This is a genomic window from Streptomyces sp. NPDC003035 (genome assembly GCF_042888285.1).
Lineage (GTDB): Bacteria > Actinomycetota > Actinomycetes > Streptomycetales > Streptomycetaceae > Streptomyces.
The window spans coordinates 20750-40276 of record NZ_JBIAPJ010000003.1; the positions used below are offsets into that span (position 1 = coordinate 20750).

The following is a 19527-nucleotide window of genomic DNA, read 5'->3' on the forward strand; positions in this document are numbered from 1 at the left end:
CGACCATGACCGTGTCGACGTCGAGGCCGCGAAGGTCCTCGACGCGTACTTCCGCGACATCTGGGTTTCGCCCCGTCAGTTGGCCATCAGGCTCCGCGACGTTCCCGTGTCGTGTCGCTACGACGAGCACATCAGTGCTGCCGCCCTGAGGGCACCGGCAGCCAGAGCCAGGGAAACCGGCCGGTGGCTGGTCCGGCACGGGGCCGACCTGGCTCCTGTGGCCGTCGGGCTCGCCCTGCTGGCCGAGGTCGGCACGGTGACGGACATCCCGAAGATCCAGACCATCGGCCTCCTCTCGAACGCCTTCGGCGCTCTGGCGGTGCGCGCCCTGGACCGCCTGCCGGGTGGTGTCGAGGCACTGATCTGGCTCGCGGATCGCGTGACCGTCTGGGGTCGGGTCCATGCGGTGGAGGCGCTCTGCCGGCACGTGGACGATCACCCGGCCGTCCGGCCGTGGCTGCTGCGCAGAGCCGTCGACGGGGATCACCTCAACGGCTACTTCGCCGCCGAGGTCGCGCGAGTGACCAGGCTCCACGAGATCATCGCGCGGTCGGGGGACGACGCCGAACTCGTGGACCACACAGGTCGGATCCTCCACACCATGACGTTCTGCGACGGCATGGGCGCCTCTCTGCGCTATTACCCTCCCGCGCTCGCGGTGTTGGAGACTCACGTCCGCCACATCGGACACCTGGGGCCGACAGTCGGGCGCTACTTCGTGGCGGCGTCCGTCGCCCGGTACCTGACCAAAGAGGCACCCGCCTGGTCCGACGACGCCACACTCAAGGCCCGTTGGGACGCGGCCCGGGCGTCGTATCTCGCCCTGCTCGACCGTGCGGACTGGTGCGGCACGGCGCGGGAGGGCCTTGCGGCCGGGGACTGGCGGATGAACTGGCTCGTGGAGTACATGGCACCGGAGATCGATCTGCGTGCCTTCCGCGACGACGGGCCGAGAGCCGAGGAGTGGCGCGTATGAGGAACGCACGCCCGATCCGCCGGTCGGCGCCGTGCCGTCCGGGGCGCCGAGCACGCTCCGATCAACCGTGCGACACCCCTCGTTCACCTGGACTCCATCCAACCCTCCCTCACCTCGATGAATATCGAGGAACGGGCCGGCGATGCACGGCGGCCGTTCATCCGCCGTAGGGCCATGGGGAGATCACAGTGCGCATCCGACGTCCGTCGCGGCATGACCGGTGGAAGAGGGCGGTGGTTCTCGCCCTCGGGGCGGGGCTGCTGGTGAGCTGCGGAGCGGGAGGCACCGACGAGAAGGCGGAGCCGGCCGCCTCGGCCGCCGTGCCTGACATCGACTGCCCGAGCGGCGGCGGTCAGGTGCGCGGTTCGGGTTCCTCCGCCCAACAGAACGCGATGAAGCGGTGGATGAAGCAGTACCAGGCGGCATGCGGTGACGTGCAACTGGCTTACAACCCCCTCGGGTCGGGCGCCGGAGTCGCTCAGTTCCAGCGCGGCGCCACGGCCTTCGGCGGCACCGACCAGCCTCTGACGAGCGAGGACCGCAGCGTTCCGCAGGACGTCTGCAGCGGTGGTCGGGCCATCGACCTTCCCATGGTCGGCGGGCCGATCGCCCTCGGCTACAACATCCCCGGCGTGACCGGGCTGGTGCTCGACGCGCCGACCCTGGCCCGCATCTTCGACGCGCGGATCACGAGGTGGAACCACTCGGCGATCCAGCGGCTCAACCCGGACGTGAAGCTGCCGGACCTCCCCGTGGTCCCCGTGCACCGCGCGGACGACTCCGGCACCACGCAGAACCTCAACGCCTACCTCAAGGGCGCGGCCAGCGACCGGTGGCCGTACGCGGCGGACAAGAAGTGGCAGGCGCGGGGCGGTCATTCGGCGAACGGATCGGATGCCGTCTCCACCGCCGTCACGCAGACCGAAGGCGCCATCGGCTACTTCGAGCTGTCGTTCGCGGTGAAGCGCAAGATCGACACCGTCCATATCGCGACGGGCGCGGCCGAACCGGTGGCACCGACCACGACGAGCGCCTCGGCCGGCATCGCCGCCGCGAAGGTGGCGGGCGAGGGCAAGGACCTACGGCTGACCTTCGACTACAAGACCTCCGCCGAGGGGGCGTACCCGCTCGTCCTGGTGACGTACGAGATCGTGTGCGACACCGGCAACAGGCCGGAGAGCCTGCCGGCGCTGAAGTCCTTCCTCGCCTACACGGCCGGTGAGGAGGGACAGGAGGAGCTGCACGCCATCCACTACGCGCCGTTGCCCGAATCCGTCGCCGTGCAGGTACGCGAGGTCATCAGCACCTTGTCGTGAGGACGCCGTGACCGGGGGGGCACGGCGTGACCGGGGGGCACGGCGTGACCCGGGAGCAGCCGGGTCGATCAGCGCGGCGCGGTCCCGGGCTCCTCGATGATCGCGCAGACGGTGACGAGCTCGTCTCCTGCGCAGTCGTCCGCCCGCTCGCGCGTGTCGGCCAGGGTCCGGCGCAGCGCGCGGAGTTCCGCGATGGCCGCGTCCGCCTCGACGATACGGGCGTCCAGGAGGTCGCGGACCGTGCCGCAGGCGGGTGCGCCGCCTCGGCGGACCGTGAGGATGTCCCGGATGTCGTCGAGGTGGAATCCGAGGCTCCGTGCACGGCGGATGAACACCAGCAGCTCGACGTCGGCCGCGCTGTAGAGCCGGTATCCCGTCGTACTGCGCTCCGCCTCGGGCAGCAGGCCCTTGGCCTCGTACACGCGGAGTGCCTTACGGGTGAGCCCGGCCGCCGCGGCTGCCTGCCCGATGGTGAGTCCTGCCAATGCCATGGTTCCGCCTCCTCCCCTCCATTGTTGACCTTGCCCCTGGGGCCGGGTTCTAGCGTCGCTCATGCCGGTCCGAACAGAAGGACCGAGACGGCAGAACCGAGTCGGCAGAACCGAGTCGGAAGAACAAGGAGGCGATCGCGATGGCGTTCCACGAGGGAGAGATCTACCGGTGCCAGGAGACGGGCTGCGGCTGCGAGCTCACCGTGACCAAGGCCGCTCCCGCCGACTGCACCTGTGAGGCGGCGCCGACCTGCTGCTGCGGCACGGCGATGGTCAAGGCCGAGTAGCGGTCAGCCGGCAGGGGCCGCTCCCGTCCGTCGGAGGGGCGGCCCCCGCTCTTCTCAGCGCCGGCCGAGCAGGTCCGCGATCGCCCGGGCCGCTTCGCGGGCCGGGCGGCCGACGCCGATGAGGGTGGCGGAGGCGGGGCCGGTCCAGTCGCCGTAGCCGAGGAGGTGGAGGCGCGGTTCGCCCACCGCCTGCGTGCCCAGCGTGGGGATGCGGCCGCGGGCACCGCGGAGGCCGAGCGGGGCGAGGTGCGAGAGGGCGGGGCGGAATCCGGTGCACCAGATGATCGCGTCGGCTTCGGCGGTCGTACCGTCGGCCCACTCCACGCCGGTGGGGGTGAGCCGGGTGAACATCGGCTGGGCCTTGAGCAGCCCCGCGTCACGGGCTTCGCGTACGGGCGGTACGGCCACGATGTCCCCCAGCGAGGCGACGCCTCCGGTGTCGCCGCCGCCTTCGTCGAGCGCGCGGCGGCGGGCGGTGGCGTGGTCGAAGAGGGCGCGGCCGTCGATGTCGTCGGCGAGGTAGCGCGGCTCGCGGAGGGTGACCCAGGTCAGCTGGGTCTCGTACGCGAGGTCGGCGGCGATCTGGGCGCCGGAGTTGCCGCCACCCACGACCACGACCTTCCGGCCGGCGAGGTCGGCCGGGCCGCGGTGGTCGACCGTGTGGAGCTGGTCGCCGGTGAACTCGGCACGCCCGGGGACGGCGGGGACGAAGGGGCGCCACCAGGTGCCGGTGGCGCTGACGACCGTACGGGCACGCCAGGTGCCGGAGTCCGCTTCGACCCGTAGGTGATCACCGTCGCGGTGGACCGCTTCGACGCGTACGGGGCGGACGACGGGGAGGTCGTAACGCTGCTCGTAGTCGGTGAGGTACGTGACGACGTGCGCGGCGTCCGGGTACGTCCGGCCCGGCTGCGGGGGCATCAGCCTTCCCGGCAGGGAGGAGTACGCGGCCGGGGAAAAGAGGTGGAGGGAGTCCCAGGTGTGCTGCCAGGCTCCGCCGGGGGTGGGCTGGGCGTCGAGGACGACGAAGTCGAGGCCGAGCCGGCGCAGGTGGTAGCCGGCGGCGAGCCCCGCCTGCCCGCCGCCGATCACCACGACATCGACGTGGTCCGTGGGCCGGTGGCCCGTGATCCTGTGGCCCGTCATCCCTTGGGCCGGGCGAAGACGACCGCCACCAGGGCGAGGCCCACGACTGCGCCCACCAGTTGCATGGCGATGAAGCCCGGGACGGAGGCGGGGGCGATGCCCGCGAAGGTGTCCGTGAACGCGCGGCCGATGGTCACCGCCGGGTTGGCGAAGGACGTGGAGGAGGTGAACCAGTAGGCCGCGCCGATGTACGAGGCCACCGCGACGGGCGCGAAGCGGAGGCGGTCGGTACGGGCGAGGCCGAAGATCAACAGGATGAGCCCGGCGGTGGCGACGACCTCGCCGAGGAGCAGGTTCCCGGCCGAGCGGTCGTGCGTGGACCACGTGGCCAGCGGCTCGCCGAACATCGCGTCCGCCAGGATCGCGCCCGCGATCGCGCCGACGATCTGGGAAGGGATGTAGAAGGCGAGTTCGCGCGCGTCGACGCCCGCGCCGCCGCGGCGGGCCGTCCACCACTCGGCCAGGGTGACGGCCGGGTTGAAGTGCGCGCCGGAGACCGGGCCGAGGAGGGCGATCAGGACGCCGAGGCCGAAGACCGTCGCGGTGGAGTTCGCGAGGAGCTGCAGCGCCACGTCGTCGGTGAGGTCGGTGGCCTGGATGCCGGAGCCGACGACGATCGCCACCAGGGCCGCGGTGCCGACCAGTTCGGCGGCGGCCCGGGCGACGAGCGGAGTGCGCGGTGGGGGGGCGCCGGGCGCGGGCTGAGGCGCGTCGGCGGCTATGACGTTCTCCGCGACGGGGGCGGCGCCGACGGGCTCGGTGGCGGTCAAGGCAGGTTCTCCTGGGGCGGTGAGGAAGGACGCGGGTGAGGCGGGTGAAGCGAGGGAACGCTACGGACAGGACCGCTTGAGGTTCGCTCCGGCGGTGGCACGCGCCGTCCGGGCCAGGTCGGCGAACTGGCCGGCGAGAGCTTCGATGACGTCCGGGCGCAGGCGGTAGTAGGTGAACCGTCCGCACGGCTCCGTCTCCACGACCCCGGCCTCGCGCAGCACCTTCAGGTGGTTGGAGAGGTTCGTCTGTCTGGCGCCCGTCTCCTCCACGAGGTGGCTGGTGCAGAGCGTCTCCTGGGCGAGGAGAGTCACGATCCGGAGCCTGAGCGGGTCGGCCAGAACCCGGATCAGATCAGTGTCGACTGACGTCATCATGGACTGATACTGTCACATCACCCGAAGCTGATACCAGTCCGGGCTGATACCAGTTCGGACCGGCCTTTCGGAACCCCGCCCTAAGGAAGAAACGATGACCGCTCCGCTCGCCTCCGTGCTCTTCGTCTGCGTGCACAACGCCGGCCGCTCACAGATGGCCGCCGGATTCCTGAACCACCTGGCCGGGGACCGCATCGAGGTCCGCTCCGCCGGCTCCGTCCCGGGCGACCAGGTCAACCCGGCCGCCGTCGAGGCCATGCGGGAGGTCGGCGTCGACATCTCCGGCCAGAAGCCGAAGGTGCTCACCACCGAGGCGGTGCAGGCGTCCGACTACGTCATCACCATGGGCTGCGGCGACGCCTGCCCGATCTTCCCCGGCAAGACGTACCTCGACTGGGCCCTCGAGGACCCGGCCGGCCAGGGCGTGGAGGCGGTCCGCCCGATCCGTGACGAGGTCAAGGGCCTCATCGAGGGTCTCATCGCCGAGATCGACGCGAAGCAGGAGGCGTGACCTCAGTGACCGGCACGACCGCCGTCACCGCCGCTACGGGTGCCACCGGCGACGACGTGCGCAGCGTCATCGTCATCGGCTCCGGCCCCGCCGGATACACGGCCGCCCTCTACGCCGCACGGGCCCAGCTGAAGCCCCTGCTCTTCGGCAGCTCGGTCTTCGTCGGCGGCTCGCTGACCACGACGACCGAGGTCGAGAACTTCCCCGGCTTCCCGAACGGCATCGACGGTCCGGACCTCATGGAGAACATGCGGGCCCAGGCCGAGCGGTTCGGCGCCGAGATGATCGACGACGACATCGTCTCGGTCGACCTCACCGGCGAGATCAAGGAAGTCACCGACTCCGAGGGAACCGTCCACCGTGCCAGGGCCGTGATCGTCGCGACCGGCTCCGGCTACCGCAAGCTCGGCCTGCCGAACGAGGACGAGCTGTCCGGCCGGGGCGTCTCCTGGTGCGCCACCTGCGACGGGTTCTTCTTCCGCGACCGGGACATCGTCGTGGTCGGCGGCGGCGACACCGCCATGGAGGAAGCCACCTTCCTCACCCGCTTCGCCCGATCCGTCACCGTCGTCCACCGCCGGTCCGCCCTGCGCGCCTCCAAGACCATGCAGAACCGGGCCTTCGCCGACGACAGGATCACCTTCGCCTTCGACAGCGAGGTCGCCGAGATCAGGGCGGAGAACGGCATGCTCGCCGGCCTGACCCTGCGCGACACCTTCACCGGCGAGACCCGCGCCCTGGACGCCACCGGCCTCTTCATCGCGATCGGCCACGACCCGCGCACCGAGCTGTTCACCGGCCAGCTCGACCTGGACGACGAGGGCTACCTGAAGGTGGACTCCCCCTCCACGCGTACGAACCTCCCTGGCGTCTTCGCCGCGGGCGACGTCGTCGACCACACCTACCGGCAGGCCATCACCGCGGCGGGGAGCGGCTGTCAGGCGGCTCTGGACGCCGAGCGCTACCTCACGGCCCTCGCCGACCGGACGCCGGCCATGGTCGTCACCGCCTGAGCCGGACCGCCCGAGTGTCTCCCGGCGTGTCGCCGGGAGACACTCGGGCGATCACTTGACGGTGACCGTCCTCTGCGCGGTCATGGTGCGGGAGCCTCGTCCGGTGGCGAAGGTGTAGAGGCCGGGGACGAGGGTCCAGGTTCCGGAGTTCCAGACGGTCAGGTCGTCGGCGGGACGGTGAAGGTGACGCGCTGGTCGGCGCCCGGGGCAAGGGTGACCTTGCGGAAGGCGACGAGGCGGCGCGGTTCGGCTGCCGCGGCACCGGGGAGGGTGGCGTAGATCTGGACGACGTCGGTGCCCTGGCGGTTGCCGCTGTTGGCGACGGTGACGGAGAGGGTCGCGGTCTCGCCGGCGGCGTTGTAGGTCGCTTCGAGGGAGCCGTGCGCCGATGTGGCGGTCCCCTGTGTCACCACCGCTCCTCGGGTGGCAGACCGGCGCCGGCAGGGACCGTCCGGGCCGCAGGCAGGAGTGCGGCGGAGACGGCGACGGTGAGCACACCGAGGAGGGCGACCGCGGAGGCGAGGCTGCCTGCCGGTTCCTTGCCGGCCAGGAGGACCAGGGGGCAGAGGAACTCGCCGAGGAAGAAGGCCGCCGTCCACAGGCCCATGCCGCGCCCGCGGTCGGCGAATTCGAGCCGGGCCATCGCGCGGGTCACCAGCGACGGCAGCAGCATGCCGGTGCCCACGCAGTTGACGACAGCCCCGATGATGAGCAGGGGAAGGCTGTCGGCGACGCCCATCAGGAGGAATCCGACGGCGCAGACCCCGAAGAGGACAGGCAGGCGGTGGCGCCTGTTCGGGGAGAGCCGGGTGAAGATGACGGAGCCGAGGACGGTGGCGGCACTGGCCACGGCGGTGACGGCTCCGATGGCGCCGGTGGAGGCGACTCCCAGGTCGTCCAGCAGATAGGCCATCTCGACCGGCACCGTGTAGAAGACCACGGCCCCGAAGACGGTGAGCAGGCTGAGTCCGACCATGCGGCGGACGGGGAAGGGACGCGGGGATACCTGCTGGTCCGTCTTCTCACGGTGTGCCGTGGGCATGGGGTTCGGCAGGACGCGAGCCATGACGGGGGCGAGCAGCAGACCGACGGCGTAGAGCCAGAAGGGGGCGCGCCAGCTCGCTGCTCCGAGTACGCCGCCGAGGACGAAGAAGACAGTGGCCGAGGCCGAGGCGCACATGGTCTGCAGGGCGAGGTAGCGGTCGCGGAGTTCTCCGCTGTAGTAGTCGCCGATGAGGGTCGTGCAGGCGGTCATGATGGCCGCTTCCGCGACGCCGACGAGGATGCGGCTGATGAGGATCTCGTGCAGCGAGTCCAGCCACAAGGGTGCGGTTCCGAACACCGCGTAAAGGGCTGTGGCGACGATGAGCAGGCGCTTTCGGCCGAGCCGGTCGACCATGACCCCGGCGAAGGGGGCGAGGAGGGCGAGGGCGAGCGCGGGGATCGTCAGCACCACGGGAACCAGGGCCGCGTTGCCCGGCACGTCCGTGAAGTGGTCCTGCATACGGGGCAGTACGGGGGCGAGGAGGACCGCCCCGAGAACGGGCAGGCAGCTGCCTGCCATGAGCACAGCGGCGGGGAGCCGTCCTGCGGGTGCGGTGCCGTGGGCGGCGTCGTGGGCGGTGCCGGGGGCGGGGGCGGGCAGGCCGGTGGGTTCGGGCATGACGGCACTCCAGAGCGCGAGGGGAGGGGGCGCCCGTTGGGGGCGTGCCTGTGCGAGGCAGTGCCGGAACCCAGGGCGAAGGTGCCCTCGACTATGCGTGCCGGCGATCGCACTGCCCACCCCTTGCACCATTTGTGTTCGCGATGACCTCCATCCACCGGACGGATGCGCGCGTGCCCCCGGCCTGAGGACCTGCGGGACCCCGCTCCCGCCCAGGAGCGGGGTGGCCAGACACTATTGGTCCGACGAATGGCAGCGATCCATACAATCGATTTCCCTGATTGCGGTGGGCGGGTCCAGATTGGTCCCATCGCAATCAGGAGGACATGTCGGTGAAACCTCGAACCGCTTCTGCTCTTTTCACCGGGCCTTTCGCGCTCGGCACCCTCTCGGCCGCTGACGGCCCGGCGTTCCCCGCTCTTGTCGACCCCGAGGGGCACGTCCTCGACCTGCGGACGGCCCTGGCCGAGCCGGTGCTGACGATGCGGGACCTGCTGGAGCGGTGGCCGGCCGTTCTTCCGAGGCTGCGGGAACTCGCCGCCGATCCCGGAGTCTCCCGCCGCCCGCTGTCGGATTTCCGTGTCCTCGCCCCTGTCGAGCCGCGGCAGGTCTTCCAGTCGGGCGCCAACTACCGCCGGCACGTCATCGACCTGCACGTCGCCCACCGGGACCCGTCCGACGGTCGGTCCGAGGAGGAGGCGCGCGCCGAGGCCGCCGAGATCATGGACCGGCGTGCCGCGGAGGACCTCCCGTACGTCTTCATCGGCCTGCCCAGTTCGATCACCGGCCCCTACGACGACGTCACGCTGCCCGCGTGGGCGGCGAAGCCGGACTGGGAGCTGGAGCTCACCGCGGTGATCGGCCGCCCCGCCCACCGGGTGTCCCCCGCCGAAGCGTTGGAGTACGTGGCGGGCTACACGATCGCCAACGACCTGACCGACCGGGCCACGGTGTTCCGCAGGGACATGCCGCAGATCGGGACGGACTGGCTGCGCAGCAAGAACGCTCCCGGCTTCACTCCGCTCGGACCGTGGATCGTGCCGGCCGAGTCCGTCGGCGACACCGGTGACCTGCGGCTGACGCTGTCCCTGAACGGCGAGGTCATGCAGGACGAGTCGACCAAGGACATGATCTTCGACGTGGCGCGCATGGTGTCGTACGCCTCCCAGAGCGCGCGTCTGCTGCCCGGGGACCTCGTGCTCACCGGTTCGCCCGCGGGCAACGGCATGCACTGGGGCCGGCTGCTGCGCGACGGCGACGTCATGGATTCCTGGATCACCGGCCTCGGTGCCCAGCGCACCCGATGTGTCGCGGAGGACGCGTGAACCGCACCGATCCCGAGGGCGCGATCGCCCAGGCCGCGAAGGCGTGCTCCAACTGGGGGCGCTGGGGCGAGGACGACCGTCTCGGCACCGTGAACTTCCTCGACGAGACCAAGCGCCGTGAAGGCGCCTCGCTCATCCGCCGGGGAGTCGCCTTCTCCCTGTCGCAGCGGTTCGACATCGACGGCCCGCAGAAGGGCTGGCGGCGCCGGACCAACCCGGTCCACACCATGCTCGACACCGGCACGGACGCGGCCCTCGGCAACCAGGGGCTCCCCCACGGCATCGGCGGCGCCGACGACGTGATCGCGATGCCGCTGCAGTGCTCCACGCAGTGGGACGGCCTGGGCCACATCTTCGATCACGGCCTCGCGTGGAACGGGCGTCCGGCCGAGCAGGTCGTCACCTCCGACGGCGACCAGGTCACCGGCATCGAGCACATGGCACCCCACATCGCCGGTCGCGCCGTGCTCCTCGATGTCGGCCGGACGGCCGGAGAGGCCGGTGAACTCCCCGACGGGTTCGCGATCACCGAGGAGCACCTGACGGCCGCCGCCGAGGCCCACGGGGTCACGGTCGGCCGCGGCGACATCGTGCTCGTCCGTACCGGCCAGCTCGCCCGGGTGCGCCGTGACGGGTGGGGCGACTACGCCGGCGGGGCCGCCCCTGGACTGTCGTTCACCACGGCGTCCTGGCTGCACAGCAGCGAGATCACCGCGATCGCCACGGACACCTGGGGCTTCGAGGTACGGCCCAACGAGTTCGACGACGCCTTCCAGCCCCTGCACCAGGTGGTCATCCCGCACATCGGTCTGCTGATCGGCGAGATGTGGGACTTCGAGGCCCTCGCGGAGGACTGTGCCGCCGACGGCGCGTACGAGTTCTGGCTCACCGCCGCCCCCTTGCCCATCACCGGCGCCGTCGGGTCTCCCGTCAACCCGATCGCCGTCAAGTAGCCCGGGGCCACCGGCCCGAGGAACGAGGGAGTTCCCCATGAGCACACCCCGCAAGGTTCTCGTCATCGGCGGCGGCGCGGCCGGCAACGCCGTCACGATCCTGCTGCGCCGCGCCGGGATCGGCGTCGACCTCGTCGAGGCGAAGGACGACTGGAACGCCACCGGCGGATCCGGCATCACCCTCCAGGGCAACGCCCTGCGCGTGCTGCGCGAACTGGGCGTCTGGGAGCAGGTCAAGACCTCCGGCTTCGCCTTCGGCTCCGTCGGGATCACCGCGCCCGACGGCACCGTCCTGCACGTCCAGCGCGACCTGCGGACCGGTGGCGACGACCTGCCGGCGACCGTGGGCATGCAGCGCCCGCACCTGCAGCAGATCCTGATCGACGCCGTCCGCGCCGGCGGCGCCACCGTCCGCCTGGGCACCACCGCCACGATCGTGGACCAGGACGCGACCGGCGTCTCCGTCCGGCTGAGCGACGGCAGCGAGCACCGCTACGACCTCGTCATCGCCGCCGACGGGCTGGGCTCGGCCACCCGCGCGCAGATCGGAATCACGGACAAGCCCGAACCGACCGGCATGGCCATCTGGCGCGTCGCCGCCCCGCGGCCCGTCGGCGTCGAGCGCACCGACCTCGCGTACGGCGGCCCGGCCTTCATCGCCGGTTACTGCCCCACCAGCGACACCACGCTCTACGCGTACGTCGTCGAGCAGAACCGCGACCGCGCCTCCATACCCCCCGCGTCGTACGCCCAGGAGATGAGGCGGCTGGCCGGGGCCTACGGCGGAGCGTGGCCCACCATCACCGCCACGATCACCGACCCGTCCAAGGTCAACTACACGTGGTTCGACCGTCTCCTCATCGAGGGCTCCTGGCACCGAGGCCGGGTCGTCCTGGTCGGCGACGCCGCCCACTGCTGCCCGCCCACCCTCGCCCAGGGCGCCGCGCTCTCCCTGGAGGACGCATGGGTCCTCGCCCAGCTGCTCACCGAGTCCGACGACTGGGACGAGGAGCTTCTCCAGACCTACTACGAACGCCGGATCACGCGAGTCCGCCCGGTCGTGGAGGCGTCCGTACAGATCGGCCGGTGGCAGCTCGACCATGTCCGCGACGCCGACGTGCCCGGCCTGATGGCCCGCACCATGACGATGCTCAGGGAACTGCCGTGACCGCACCCACCGTCGACGTGCACGCCCACGTCCTCCTGCCCCAGATCGAGGCCCTCGTCGCCGGCCGCCCCGGGCACGCGCGGGCCAGGGATCTCGACGCCCGCCGCAACGGGCCCGCCGCGCTCGCGGTCAGCGGTCCGATGGTCCGCGACCGGCTGCCCCGCATGACCGATGTGACGGTGCGCCTCTCCGGCATGGACGCGCAGGGAGTCGACGTCCAGCTGGTCAGTCCGTCGCCGTCGCACTACCACTACTGGGCCGACGTCCCGACGGCCGAGAAGGTCTACCGCCTCGCCAACGAGGCCACCGCGGCCCACTGCGCCGAGGCGCCGGACCGTCTGCGGGGTCTGGGGCTGATCCCGCTCCAGCACCCCGAGCAGGCCGTCGCCGCCCTCGACCACGCGCTGGAGCAGGGGCTGGCCGGTGCGGAGATCTCGAGTCACGCTCCGGGCAGGGAGCTGTCCGACCCGGCCTACGAGCCGCTGTGGTCGCGCGCCGAGGAGACCGGGGCGATCATCTTCCTCCACCCGTTCGGCTGCACGCTCGACGAGCGCCTGGACCAGTGGTACCTGTCCAACACCGTGGGCCAGCCCACCGAGAACGCCGTCGCCCTCTCGCACCTGATCTTCTCCGGGGTCCTCGACCGGCATCCCGGGCTGAAGATCGTCGCGGCCCACGGCGGCGGCTATCTGCCCACCCACATCGGCCGCAGCGACCACGCGTGGCGCGCGCGTTCGGACGCGTCGGCCGGCTGCGCGCGGCTGCCCAGCAGCTACCTCGAGCGCCTGTACTTCGACTCGCTCGTACACGATCCCCGGGTCCTGCGGGCGCTGGTGGAAGCCGCCGGCGCCGACCGCGTCCTGCTCGGCTCCGACTTCCCCTTCGACATGGGCGCCGAGGACCCCGTCGGCGCCCTCCGGGCCGCGCGCCTGCCCGAGGCCGACGTCGAAGCCATCCGCGGCGCCAACGCCACCGCCCTCCTCCAGCTGGAGCGAAAGGACTGACATGCGTCTGCTCACCCACCTGCGGCACGTCGACCTCGCCGTGCCCGACTACGACAAGCAGCTCGACTTCTACGCCGGCGTCTGGGGCCTGACCAAGGTCGTCGAGGACTCCGGCATCTCCTTCCTCGCGGCGGAGGGCAGCCCGGAGCAGTACGTGGTCCGCCTGCGCAAGGCCGCCGAGAAGCGCCTCGACCTCGTCTCGTACGGCGCCGCGAACCGTACGGACGTCGACACGCTCGCCGAGCAACTCCTGGCGGGCGGAGTCGAGTTGATCTCCCGGCCGGGGACGGTCGACACCCCTGGCGGCGGATACGGCTTCCGCTTCTTCGACGTCGACGGCCGCACCATCGAGGTCTCCGCCGACGTCGAGGTCCGGCAGCACCGCAAGATCGAGGAGAAGGAAGCCATCCCGGTCAAGCTCTCCCACGTCGTCCTCAACTCCCCCGACCTGGACCGCACCCGCGCCTGGTACGAGCGGCACCTGGGCTTCGCGCTGTCCGACACCCTCAGCTCGCCCCACATGGGCGAGGTCATGCACTTCATGCGGATCAGCAACCAGCACCACTCCATGGCGCTCGCCAAGGGTCCGCACACCTCCCTGCACCACGTCTCCTTCGAGATGCGCGGCATCGACGAGTACATGCGCGGCTCGGGGCGCGTGATCCGCGCGGGCTTCCAGAAGATCTGGGGTCCGGGACGGCACATGGCGGGCGACAACACCTTCACGTACTTCCTCGACCCCCACGGCAACACCGTCGAGTACACCACCGAGCTGGAGGAGCTCGACGAGGACACCTGGCACCCCCACGTCTACGACTTCTCCCAGCCCGAGGTCACCGACCAGTGGGGCACGGCGAACCCGATGAACGAGCTGGTCGCCAAGGAGTCCTTCAACGACCCCGACCGCGGCTGCTTCGTCGCCCCGCCGGTCTAGAACCGCGGCGGTACGGCTCCGTCGGCCGTCGCCGCCGCCCCGCCGGTCCAGAACCGCCCCGCCGGTCCAGAACCGGCCCATCTGATCCCCGGGGCGCGGCGGCAGTGTCCCGCCCTGACTCGTGCCGCCGCGTTCCGGCCCCGGACCACGAGGCCGGAGCTGTCCCGAGGAGGCCGACGCCGGCGTTCCTCTTCGTCCAGGGCAGCCCGGCCCCGTGTCCGACCTCCCTCTTCCCTTTGGAGCCGCACCATGCGCTTCGCCTCTTTCGCGTACCGGCATCGCCGCCGCGTCGCCGTCGTGGAGGCCGACGGCACGCTCTTCCCCGTGCCGGGGGTCGCCTCCCTGACCGATCTGATCCGTGAGACCGACGGCCTCGCCGGCCTGCTCGCCGCCGGCGCGGCGGCGCTCGATGTGCCGCCCGGTCCGCACGTCTCCCAGGTGCGGCTGCTGCCGCCCCTGCAGCCTTCGTCCGTGCGGGACTTCGTCACCTTCGAGGAGCACGTCGAGGGCGTACGCCGATCCGTGAGCGGCGAAGCCGGTGTGCCCGACCAGTGGTACGTGGCGCCCACTTTCTACTTCACCAGTCCGCACGCGATCTACGGTCCCCAGGACGACGTGCCGATGCCTCCCGGGTCCTCCGTGCTCGACTTCGAACTCGAGGTGGCGGCCGTCATCGGCCGTGACGGCGGGGACCTCACCCCGGAGACGGCACGGGACCACATCATCGGATACACGATCTTCAACGACTGGTCCGCACGGGACCTTCAGTCCGCCGAGATGCGGGTCGGCCTCGGCCCGTGCAAGGGCAAGGACACCGCCTCCACCCTCGGCCCCTACCTGGTGACCGCCGACGAACTGGAGCCCTACCGTGACGCCGAGGGCTTCCTCCGGCTCGCGCTGACCGCCGAGGTCAACGGCGAGAAGGTCGGCAGCGACCTGCTGTCCAACATGAGCTGGACCTTCGAGGAGATGACCGCCTACGCCTCGCGCGGCACCCGGATCGTCGCCGGCGACGTACTCGGATCAGGTACCTGCGGCAACGGCGGCTGCCTCGCCGAACTGTGGGGCCGACGCGGTGAACAGGTTCCGCCGCCGCTGAAGCCGGGTGACACGGTCACCCTCACCGTCGAAGGCCTCGGATCCCTCACCACCCGCGTCGTGCCCGGCACGGCCCCGGTCGAGCTGCCCCGCGGACGGCGCCGCGACCGGGAGCGGCCGTGAACGGAGGGCGGCTCATGGGAAGGGTCGTCGTCGTCACGGGCGCGGCACGGGGCCAGGGCGCTGCCGAGGCCGAGGCGTTGGAGCGCGAAGGTGCCACGGTCGTCGCCACCGATGTGCGGGGTGGCGGGGACAGCGTACGGCGGCTCGATGTCACCCTGGCCGAGGACTGGGCCGATCTCGCCGATCACCTGCGCGCGTCGTACGGGGCCGTCCATGGCCTCGTCAACAACGCCGGCGTCACCTGGCGTGCCCGGCTGGACGAGGTGACCACCACGGACATGAGCCGTGTCCACGCCGTCAACGTGAACGGTCCCCTGCTGGGCATGCAGCATCTGGCGCCGCTGATGCCGCCCGGCTCGTCGGTCGTGAACGTCGGCTCCTCCGCCGCACTGACCGCCCACTATCCGGTGGCGTACACGACGAGCAAGTGGGCGCTGCGCGGCCTGTCGAAGACCGCCGCCATGGAGTTGGGGCCTCGCGGGATCCGGGTGAACACGATCCATCCCGGGTTCATCGAGACGGATATGACGGCCTCGGCCGCGCCGGCCTTCCGTGAGGCGAACATCCGCGAGACGCCGCTGGGCCGCGTCGGGAGCGTCGAGGAGATCACACCGCTGGTCGTGTTCCTGCTGTCCGACGAGTCGTCGTTCATCACCGGCGCCGAGATACCCGTCGACGGCGGACTCACCTCGCACGGAGGCGTGAAGTCCGTGTCCGACACGCTGTTTTCCTCCTCGCCTCCGACGACGCCGCTTACGGCTCCGGCACCGACCTCGTCGTCGACGGCGGTGGTCGGCCGTGCTGCCGATCCCCTCACCTGAAAGGAACTCCGGAACCGTGGACAAGGTCATCCGTGAAGCCGCGGATGCCGTCGCCGACATCCCCGACGGCGCATCGCTCGCCGCCGGGGGATTCGGCCTCGGCGGCATCCCCGAGACCCTGATCCGCGCCCTGCACTCCCAGGGCGCCGCCGGCCTCAGTGTCGTGTCCAACAACTGCGGAGTCGACGACCGAGGTCTCGGCGTTGAGGTCGAGCTCGTCCCGCGCGGGCGGGGCGGGGCCGGGCGGGGCCGACGGCGCGGGCGGCCTCATGGAAGGCCGGGCGGGCTGGAGCGGTGGGCGACACGTTCCGGCTGGAGCACCATGCCGGGCCTCACCGGCACACGTCGCGGCGCAATTCTCTCGACATGATCGTTCCGGGCGACCATCCTGGGTCCGTGGAATTCCTCTGCTATCACCGTGACCGGTCCGGATCCATGCCCCTGCGGCAGGCACTGCTGGAGGCGCACTGGGCGTACATGGACGGCTTCGCGAAGCAGCTGATCGCGCGTGGGCCGACCTTCGACGCGGCGGGCGAGAGGTGCACCGGGAGCGTGCACATCGTCGACCTGCCCGACGCCGCCACGGCCCGGGCGTTCGCCTTCGACGAGCCCAACTACCAGGCGGGGGTGTATCGGGACGTCCTGCTGCGGCGGTGGCGCAACACGCTGGGACGGACGATGTGGGAGTTCCCCGGCGGCCGCGAGGGCGGCAACCGCTACCTGGTCCTGGGCTTTGGGGAGGGCGAGCCCGTCGACCTCACCCCTCCGCCCGCCCCGAGCGAGCCGTCCGACCGGGACGACCTGATCGCCTACGGCCCCCTGCTGTCCGACGACGGCACCACCTGGGTGGGCACGGCGGCCCTGGTCCGCGCCCCGGACGCGGCGACGGCCGCGGCCGTCCTGCGGACCCCCGAGCGGTACGCCGACATCGAGGTCCACGACTGGTTCTTCGGCGGCCGCCCGACGACCTGACCATCCGGCGAGCCGGCCGAACGGGCTGGGGCCTGCGGCGTCCAGCACGTGAGACCGGCTTGGGGGGCCGCCCGCCGGCTGCCCCTGTCCCGTTAAGGTTCCCCCTGCCCGACGGTCGGTGTGCGATGCCCCGGCCCCCTCTTCCGCCTGATTTCCCCGAGGACGCCCATGTTTACGGTCAACGAGTATTTCGACGGCACGGTCAAGTCGATCGCGTTCACCCAGGAGCAAGGCCGGGCGACCATCGGCGTCATGGCACCGGGTGAATACGAGTTCGGCACCGCCGCTCCGGAGATCATGCACGTGGTCAGCGGCGCGCTGACGGTCAGGCTGCCCGACGCCGACGAGTGGCAGACCTTCGCCGGCGGGGACCACTTCAAGGTCCCCGGAGACAGCAGGTTCCAGCTCAAGGTCACGGTGGAGACCGCCTACCTCTGCGAATACCGCTGACCTCGCCGGCGCGTACCCTCAGCGCCGGACGCGGGGCATGCCGAGCCCGATCCAGGAGATGATCTCGCGCTGGATCTCGTTGTTGCCGCCGCCGAAGGTGAAGATGACGGCTGAGCGGTAGCCCCGTTCGAGTTCGCCGTGGAGGACCGCCCCGGCGGACCCCTCCTTGAGGGCTCCGGCCGCGCCGACGACCTCCATGAGCCAGGCGTAGGCGTCGCGGCGGGCCTCGGAGCCGTAGACCTTCACCGCGGACGCGTCCTGGGGTGTGAGGGTGCCGTGCTGGACGGCGTTCACCATCTGCCAGTTGAGGAGTTTCATCGCGTCGAGTCTGGTGTGCGTACGGGCGAGGCCGCGGCGCACCCAGCCGAGGTCGATCACGCGGCGGCCGTCGGCGAGCTTGGTGTCGGAGGCCCAGCGCTGGACGTCGTGCAGGGCCCGGATCGCCATCGTGCCGTGGGCGGCGAGCGTCACGCGCTCGTGGTTGAGCTGGTTCGTGATCAGCCGCCAGCCCTTGTTCTCCTCGCCGACGCGGTGGGAGACGGGGACACGGACGTTCTCGTAGTAACTGGCGGTGGTGTCGTGCGAGGCGAGGGTGTTGATGAGCGTGCAGGAGTATCCGGGGTCGCTCGTCGGGACGAGCAGCATGGTGATGCCCTTGTGGGCGGGGGCGTCCGGGTCGGTACGGACGGCGAGCCAGACCCAGTCGGCCGTGTCGCCGTTGGTCGTCCAGATCTTCTGTCCGTTCACGACGTACGCGTCACCCTCCGCGTCCCTGACCGCGCGGGTCTTGAGCGCGGCGAGATCGGTGCCCGCGTCGGGCTCGCTGTAGCCGATGGCGAAGTCGATCTCGCCGGAGAGGATCTTCGGCAGGAAGAACGCCTTCTGCTCGTCCGTACCGAACCGCATGATCGTGGGACCGACGGTGTTCAGGGCCATCAGCGGCAGTGGGACACCGGCCTGGGCGGCCTCGTCGAAGAAAATGAACTGCTCCATCGGGCTCAGCCCGCGCCCGCCGTACTCGGTGGGCCACCCCACCCCGAGCCAGCCGTCGGTGCCGAGCCTGCGCACGGTCTCCCGGTAGAACCGCTTCTGGGCGGCGCGGTCGGCGTACCGGGCGTGGACGTCCTCGGGCACGAGCTCGGCGAAGTAGGCACGCAGCTCCTCGCGCAGGCGGTGCTGGGCGGGCGTGTACTCGAGGTGCATGGGGCCTCCCGTGGCGGCGTCCTGGGTACCGTGCGCGCGACGGCGCCACGGTAGAACGTGTTCCACAAATGGGGAAGCCCCGTGACCGGCCCGGCACCCGAGGCACGCACCGCCCCGGCCCGACCGGGTGGCCGGACCGAGGCGGTGGCGCGGGGTCCGAGAGGGGTACGGGGTTCAGGGCAGAAGCTCGTCCAGGGAAGCGCGTCCCTTCTGCGCCATGCGGCGCTCCGCCCACGCGAGGTTCTTCGGATTCACGTCACGCCCGGAGGCGAGGACCAGGTCCTCCGCCGTGTATTCGCCCTCCGACCCGGCGTGCAAGAGGCGATCGGGCGTCGGGCTCTCCCCCGGAGATGTCTTGTCGGACTCAGCGTTCATGCCGCCTCCTACTAGTTCTTCCGGCTCTCGCCATTCTCGTGTCCGGCCACCCGTCCCGCATCCGGGCCGGGCCGCGGCCCGCCGCCCGCTCCCGCGACACGCCGCCGACACGTGGGTGGCCGAGCCACGACACACGGGAGCCCTCGATGCCTCAGTCCCAGCCCTTCCCTCTCCGCCGCGTCCGGGTCGTCGCCGTCCGGCCGGTCACCCCGCGCACGATCAGGGTGACGTTCGGCGACGACACCCTCTCCGGCCTCCGGCTCGCCGGCCGCCGCGGACCCGGACGGTGACGTGATGCGCTGGTACGCGGCGTACGGGGCGATTCCGGAGGCCGAGCGTGCCTGGATGCGCAGCTACACCTCCGGGCCCATGATCCGGCCGCGGCCACTGTGGACATCGACTTCTTCCTCCACGGGGAGGGCGGGAAGGGCGGAGAGGGTCCCGCGACACGCTGGGCGCGGGCCACGCGGCCCGGCGACACGCTGGGGATGTTCGGCCCGTCGGAGCACATCGCCCAGCCGGTCGCCGTCGGGGCGGCGGACTGGACCCTGCT

23 protein-coding genes and 2 pseudogenes are annotated in these 19527 nt (G+C 71.3%); 17 read left to right on the plus strand and 8 right to left on the minus strand.

The genetic code is table 11. The features are described from left to right. Window positions 1-217: 217 nt before the first annotated feature. Both ACFYV5_RS09755 and pstS read left to right on the plus strand, forming a co-directional pair. On the plus strand, window positions 218-976 hold the full coding sequence (locus ACFYV5_RS09755) for a hypothetical protein (protein WP_389166451.1): 759 nt from the start codon (window positions 218-220) through the stop codon (window positions 974-976). Between the two features lie 188 nt (window positions 977-1164). After that, window positions 1165-2292, plus strand: a complete 1128-nt coding sequence (gene pstS / locus ACFYV5_RS09760; RefSeq protein WP_389166454.1) for a phosphate ABC transporter substrate-binding protein PstS — start codon at window positions 1165-1167, stop codon at window positions 2290-2292. A gap of 68 nt (window positions 2293-2360) precedes the next feature. Here pstS and ACFYV5_RS09765 read toward each other — a convergent pair whose 3' ends face one another. After that, window positions 2361-2783, minus strand: a complete 423-nt coding sequence (locus tag ACFYV5_RS09765; RefSeq protein WP_355112681.1) for a MerR family transcriptional regulator — start codon at window positions 2781-2783, stop codon at window positions 2361-2363. 140 nt (window positions 2784-2923) lie between these two features. Between ACFYV5_RS09765 and ACFYV5_RS09770 the strand changes: the two genes are divergently transcribed. Beyond that, on the plus strand, window positions 2924-3070 hold the full coding sequence (locus ACFYV5_RS09770; RefSeq protein ID WP_355112680.1) for a hypothetical protein: 147 nt from the start codon (window positions 2924-2926) through the stop codon (window positions 3068-3070). Window positions 3071-3124: 54 nt separating this feature from the next. On the opposite strand, the gene ACFYV5_RS09775 is transcribed toward ACFYV5_RS09770, so the two are convergent. Genes ACFYV5_RS09775 through ACFYV5_RS09785 form a run of 3 tightly spaced genes read right to left on the minus strand, consistent with a single transcriptional unit; the run spans window position 3125 to window position 5361 of the window. Next, the gene (locus ACFYV5_RS09775) at window positions 3125-4216 is read right to left on the minus strand and encodes an ArsO family NAD(P)H-dependent flavin-containing monooxygenase (protein ID WP_389166457.1); all 1092 of its coding nucleotides are present in this window, start codon (window positions 4214-4216) and stop codon (window positions 3125-3127) included. Beyond that, entirely contained in the window at window positions 4213-4986 is a 774-nt protein-coding gene (locus ACFYV5_RS09780; protein ID WP_389166460.1) for an aquaporin, read from the minus strand. Before ACFYV5_RS09780 ends, ACFYV5_RS09775 begins: the two co-directional genes overlap by 4 nt. A gap of 60 nt (window positions 4987-5046) precedes the next feature. After that, entirely contained in the window at window positions 5047-5361 is a 315-nt protein-coding gene (locus ACFYV5_RS09785) for an ArsR/SmtB family transcription factor (RefSeq protein WP_389166463.1), read from the minus strand. Window positions 5362-5455: 94 nt separating this feature from the next. Here ACFYV5_RS09785 and ACFYV5_RS09790 point away from each other — a divergent pair, with 94 nt between their 5' ends. Next, entirely contained in the window at window positions 5456-5872 is a 417-nt protein-coding gene (locus ACFYV5_RS09790; protein WP_389166466.1) for an arsenate reductase ArsC, read from the plus strand. Window positions 5873-5877: 5 nt separating this feature from the next. Then, on the plus strand, window positions 5878-6885 hold the full coding sequence (trxB, locus tag ACFYV5_RS09795) for a thioredoxin-disulfide reductase (RefSeq protein ID WP_389167790.1): 1008 nt from the start codon (window positions 5878-5880) through the stop codon (window positions 6883-6885). A 158-nt stretch (window positions 6886-7043) separates the two neighbouring features. Here trxB and ACFYV5_RS09800 read toward each other — a convergent pair whose 3' ends face one another. Both ACFYV5_RS09800 and ACFYV5_RS09805 read right to left on the minus strand, forming a co-directional pair. Next, window positions 7044-7295, minus strand: a complete 252-nt coding sequence (locus ACFYV5_RS09800) for a fibronectin type III-like domain-contianing protein (RefSeq protein ID WP_389166469.1) — start codon at window positions 7293-7295, stop codon at window positions 7044-7046. Then, a complete protein-coding gene (locus ACFYV5_RS09805) occupies window positions 7292-8548 on the minus strand; it encodes an MFS transporter (RefSeq protein WP_389166472.1) in 1257 nt (418 codons plus the stop codon). The genes ACFYV5_RS09800 and ACFYV5_RS09805 overlap by 4 nt, the downstream gene beginning before the upstream one ends. A 326-nt stretch (window positions 8549-8874) precedes the next feature. Here ACFYV5_RS09805 and ACFYV5_RS09810 point away from each other — a divergent pair, with 326 nt between their 5' ends. From ACFYV5_RS09810 to ACFYV5_RS09855, 10 genes and pseudogenes are all read left to right on the plus strand, one after another. Then, window positions 8875-9873, plus strand: a complete 999-nt coding sequence (locus tag ACFYV5_RS09810; protein ID WP_389166474.1) for a fumarylacetoacetate hydrolase family protein — start codon at window positions 8875-8877, stop codon at window positions 9871-9873. Then, on the plus strand, window positions 9852-10826 hold the full coding sequence (locus ACFYV5_RS09815; RefSeq protein WP_389166477.1) for a cyclase family protein: 975 nt from the start codon (window positions 9852-9854) through the stop codon (window positions 10824-10826). Before ACFYV5_RS09810 ends, ACFYV5_RS09815 begins: the two co-directional genes overlap by 22 nt. A gap of 37 nt (window positions 10827-10863) precedes the next feature. After that, complete coding sequence (locus ACFYV5_RS09820) at window positions 10864-11994, plus strand: FAD-dependent oxidoreductase (protein ID WP_389166479.1); 1131 nt, start codon at window positions 10864-10866, stop codon at window positions 11992-11994. After that, complete coding sequence (locus ACFYV5_RS09825; RefSeq protein WP_389166481.1) at window positions 11991-12998, plus strand: amidohydrolase family protein; 1008 nt, start codon at window positions 11991-11993, stop codon at window positions 12996-12998. Before ACFYV5_RS09820 ends, ACFYV5_RS09825 begins: the two co-directional genes overlap by 4 nt. Before the next feature lies 1 nt (window position 12999). Next, on the plus strand, window positions 13000-13932 hold the full coding sequence (locus tag ACFYV5_RS09830) for a VOC family protein (RefSeq protein ID WP_389166484.1): 933 nt from the start codon (window positions 13000-13002) through the stop codon (window positions 13930-13932). A gap of 249 nt (window positions 13933-14181) precedes the next feature. Then, window positions 14182-15153, plus strand: a complete 972-nt coding sequence (locus ACFYV5_RS09835) for a fumarylacetoacetate hydrolase family protein (RefSeq protein WP_389166487.1) — start codon at window positions 14182-14184, stop codon at window positions 15151-15153. 14 nt (window positions 15154-15167) lie between these two features. Continuing rightward, window positions 15168-15974, plus strand: a complete 807-nt coding sequence (locus tag ACFYV5_RS09840; protein WP_389166490.1) for an SDR family NAD(P)-dependent oxidoreductase — start codon at window positions 15168-15170, stop codon at window positions 15972-15974. A gap of 16 nt (window positions 15975-15990) precedes the next feature. After that, window positions 15991-16179 (plus strand): annotated as a pseudogene (locus ACFYV5_RS09845) (CoA-transferase); the annotation flags it as partial. A gap of 191 nt (window positions 16180-16370) precedes the next feature. Next, window positions 16371-16946 carry a YciI family protein gene (locus ACFYV5_RS09850; RefSeq protein WP_389166493.1) on the plus strand — a complete coding sequence of 192 codons (576 nt, stop codon included), beginning with the start codon at window positions 16371-16373 and terminating at the stop codon, window positions 16944-16946. Between the two features lie 168 nt (window positions 16947-17114). After that, window positions 17115-17396: a pyrimidine/purine nucleoside phosphorylase gene (locus tag ACFYV5_RS09855; RefSeq protein WP_389166496.1), complete on the plus strand. Its 282-nt coding sequence runs from the start codon at window positions 17115-17117 to the stop codon at window positions 17394-17396. An 18-nt stretch (window positions 17397-17414) separates the two neighbouring features. Here the strand turns inward: ACFYV5_RS09855 and ACFYV5_RS09860 are convergent, their stop codons facing one another. Further along, window positions 17415-18599 carry an acyl-CoA dehydrogenase family protein gene (locus ACFYV5_RS09860; protein WP_389166499.1) on the minus strand — a complete coding sequence of 395 codons (1185 nt, stop codon included), beginning with the start codon at window positions 18597-18599 and terminating at the stop codon, window positions 17415-17417. A gap of 174 nt (window positions 18600-18773) precedes the next feature. Further along, a complete protein-coding gene (locus ACFYV5_RS09865; RefSeq protein ID WP_355112652.1) occupies window positions 18774-18974 on the minus strand; it encodes a hypothetical protein in 201 nt (66 codons plus the stop codon). 146 nt (window positions 18975-19120) lie between these two features. Here ACFYV5_RS09865 and ACFYV5_RS09870 point away from each other — a divergent pair, with 146 nt between their 5' ends. Beyond that, window positions 19121-19264 (plus strand): hypothetical protein, encoded by a 144-nt coding sequence (locus tag ACFYV5_RS09870; protein ID WP_389167897.1) that lies wholly within the window; start codon window positions 19121-19123, stop codon window positions 19262-19264. A gap of 51 nt (window positions 19265-19315) precedes the next feature. Then, window positions 19316-19465 (plus strand): annotated as a pseudogene (locus ACFYV5_RS09875) (siderophore-interacting protein); the annotation flags it as partial. Between the last annotated feature and the right edge of the window lie 62 nt (window positions 19466-19527).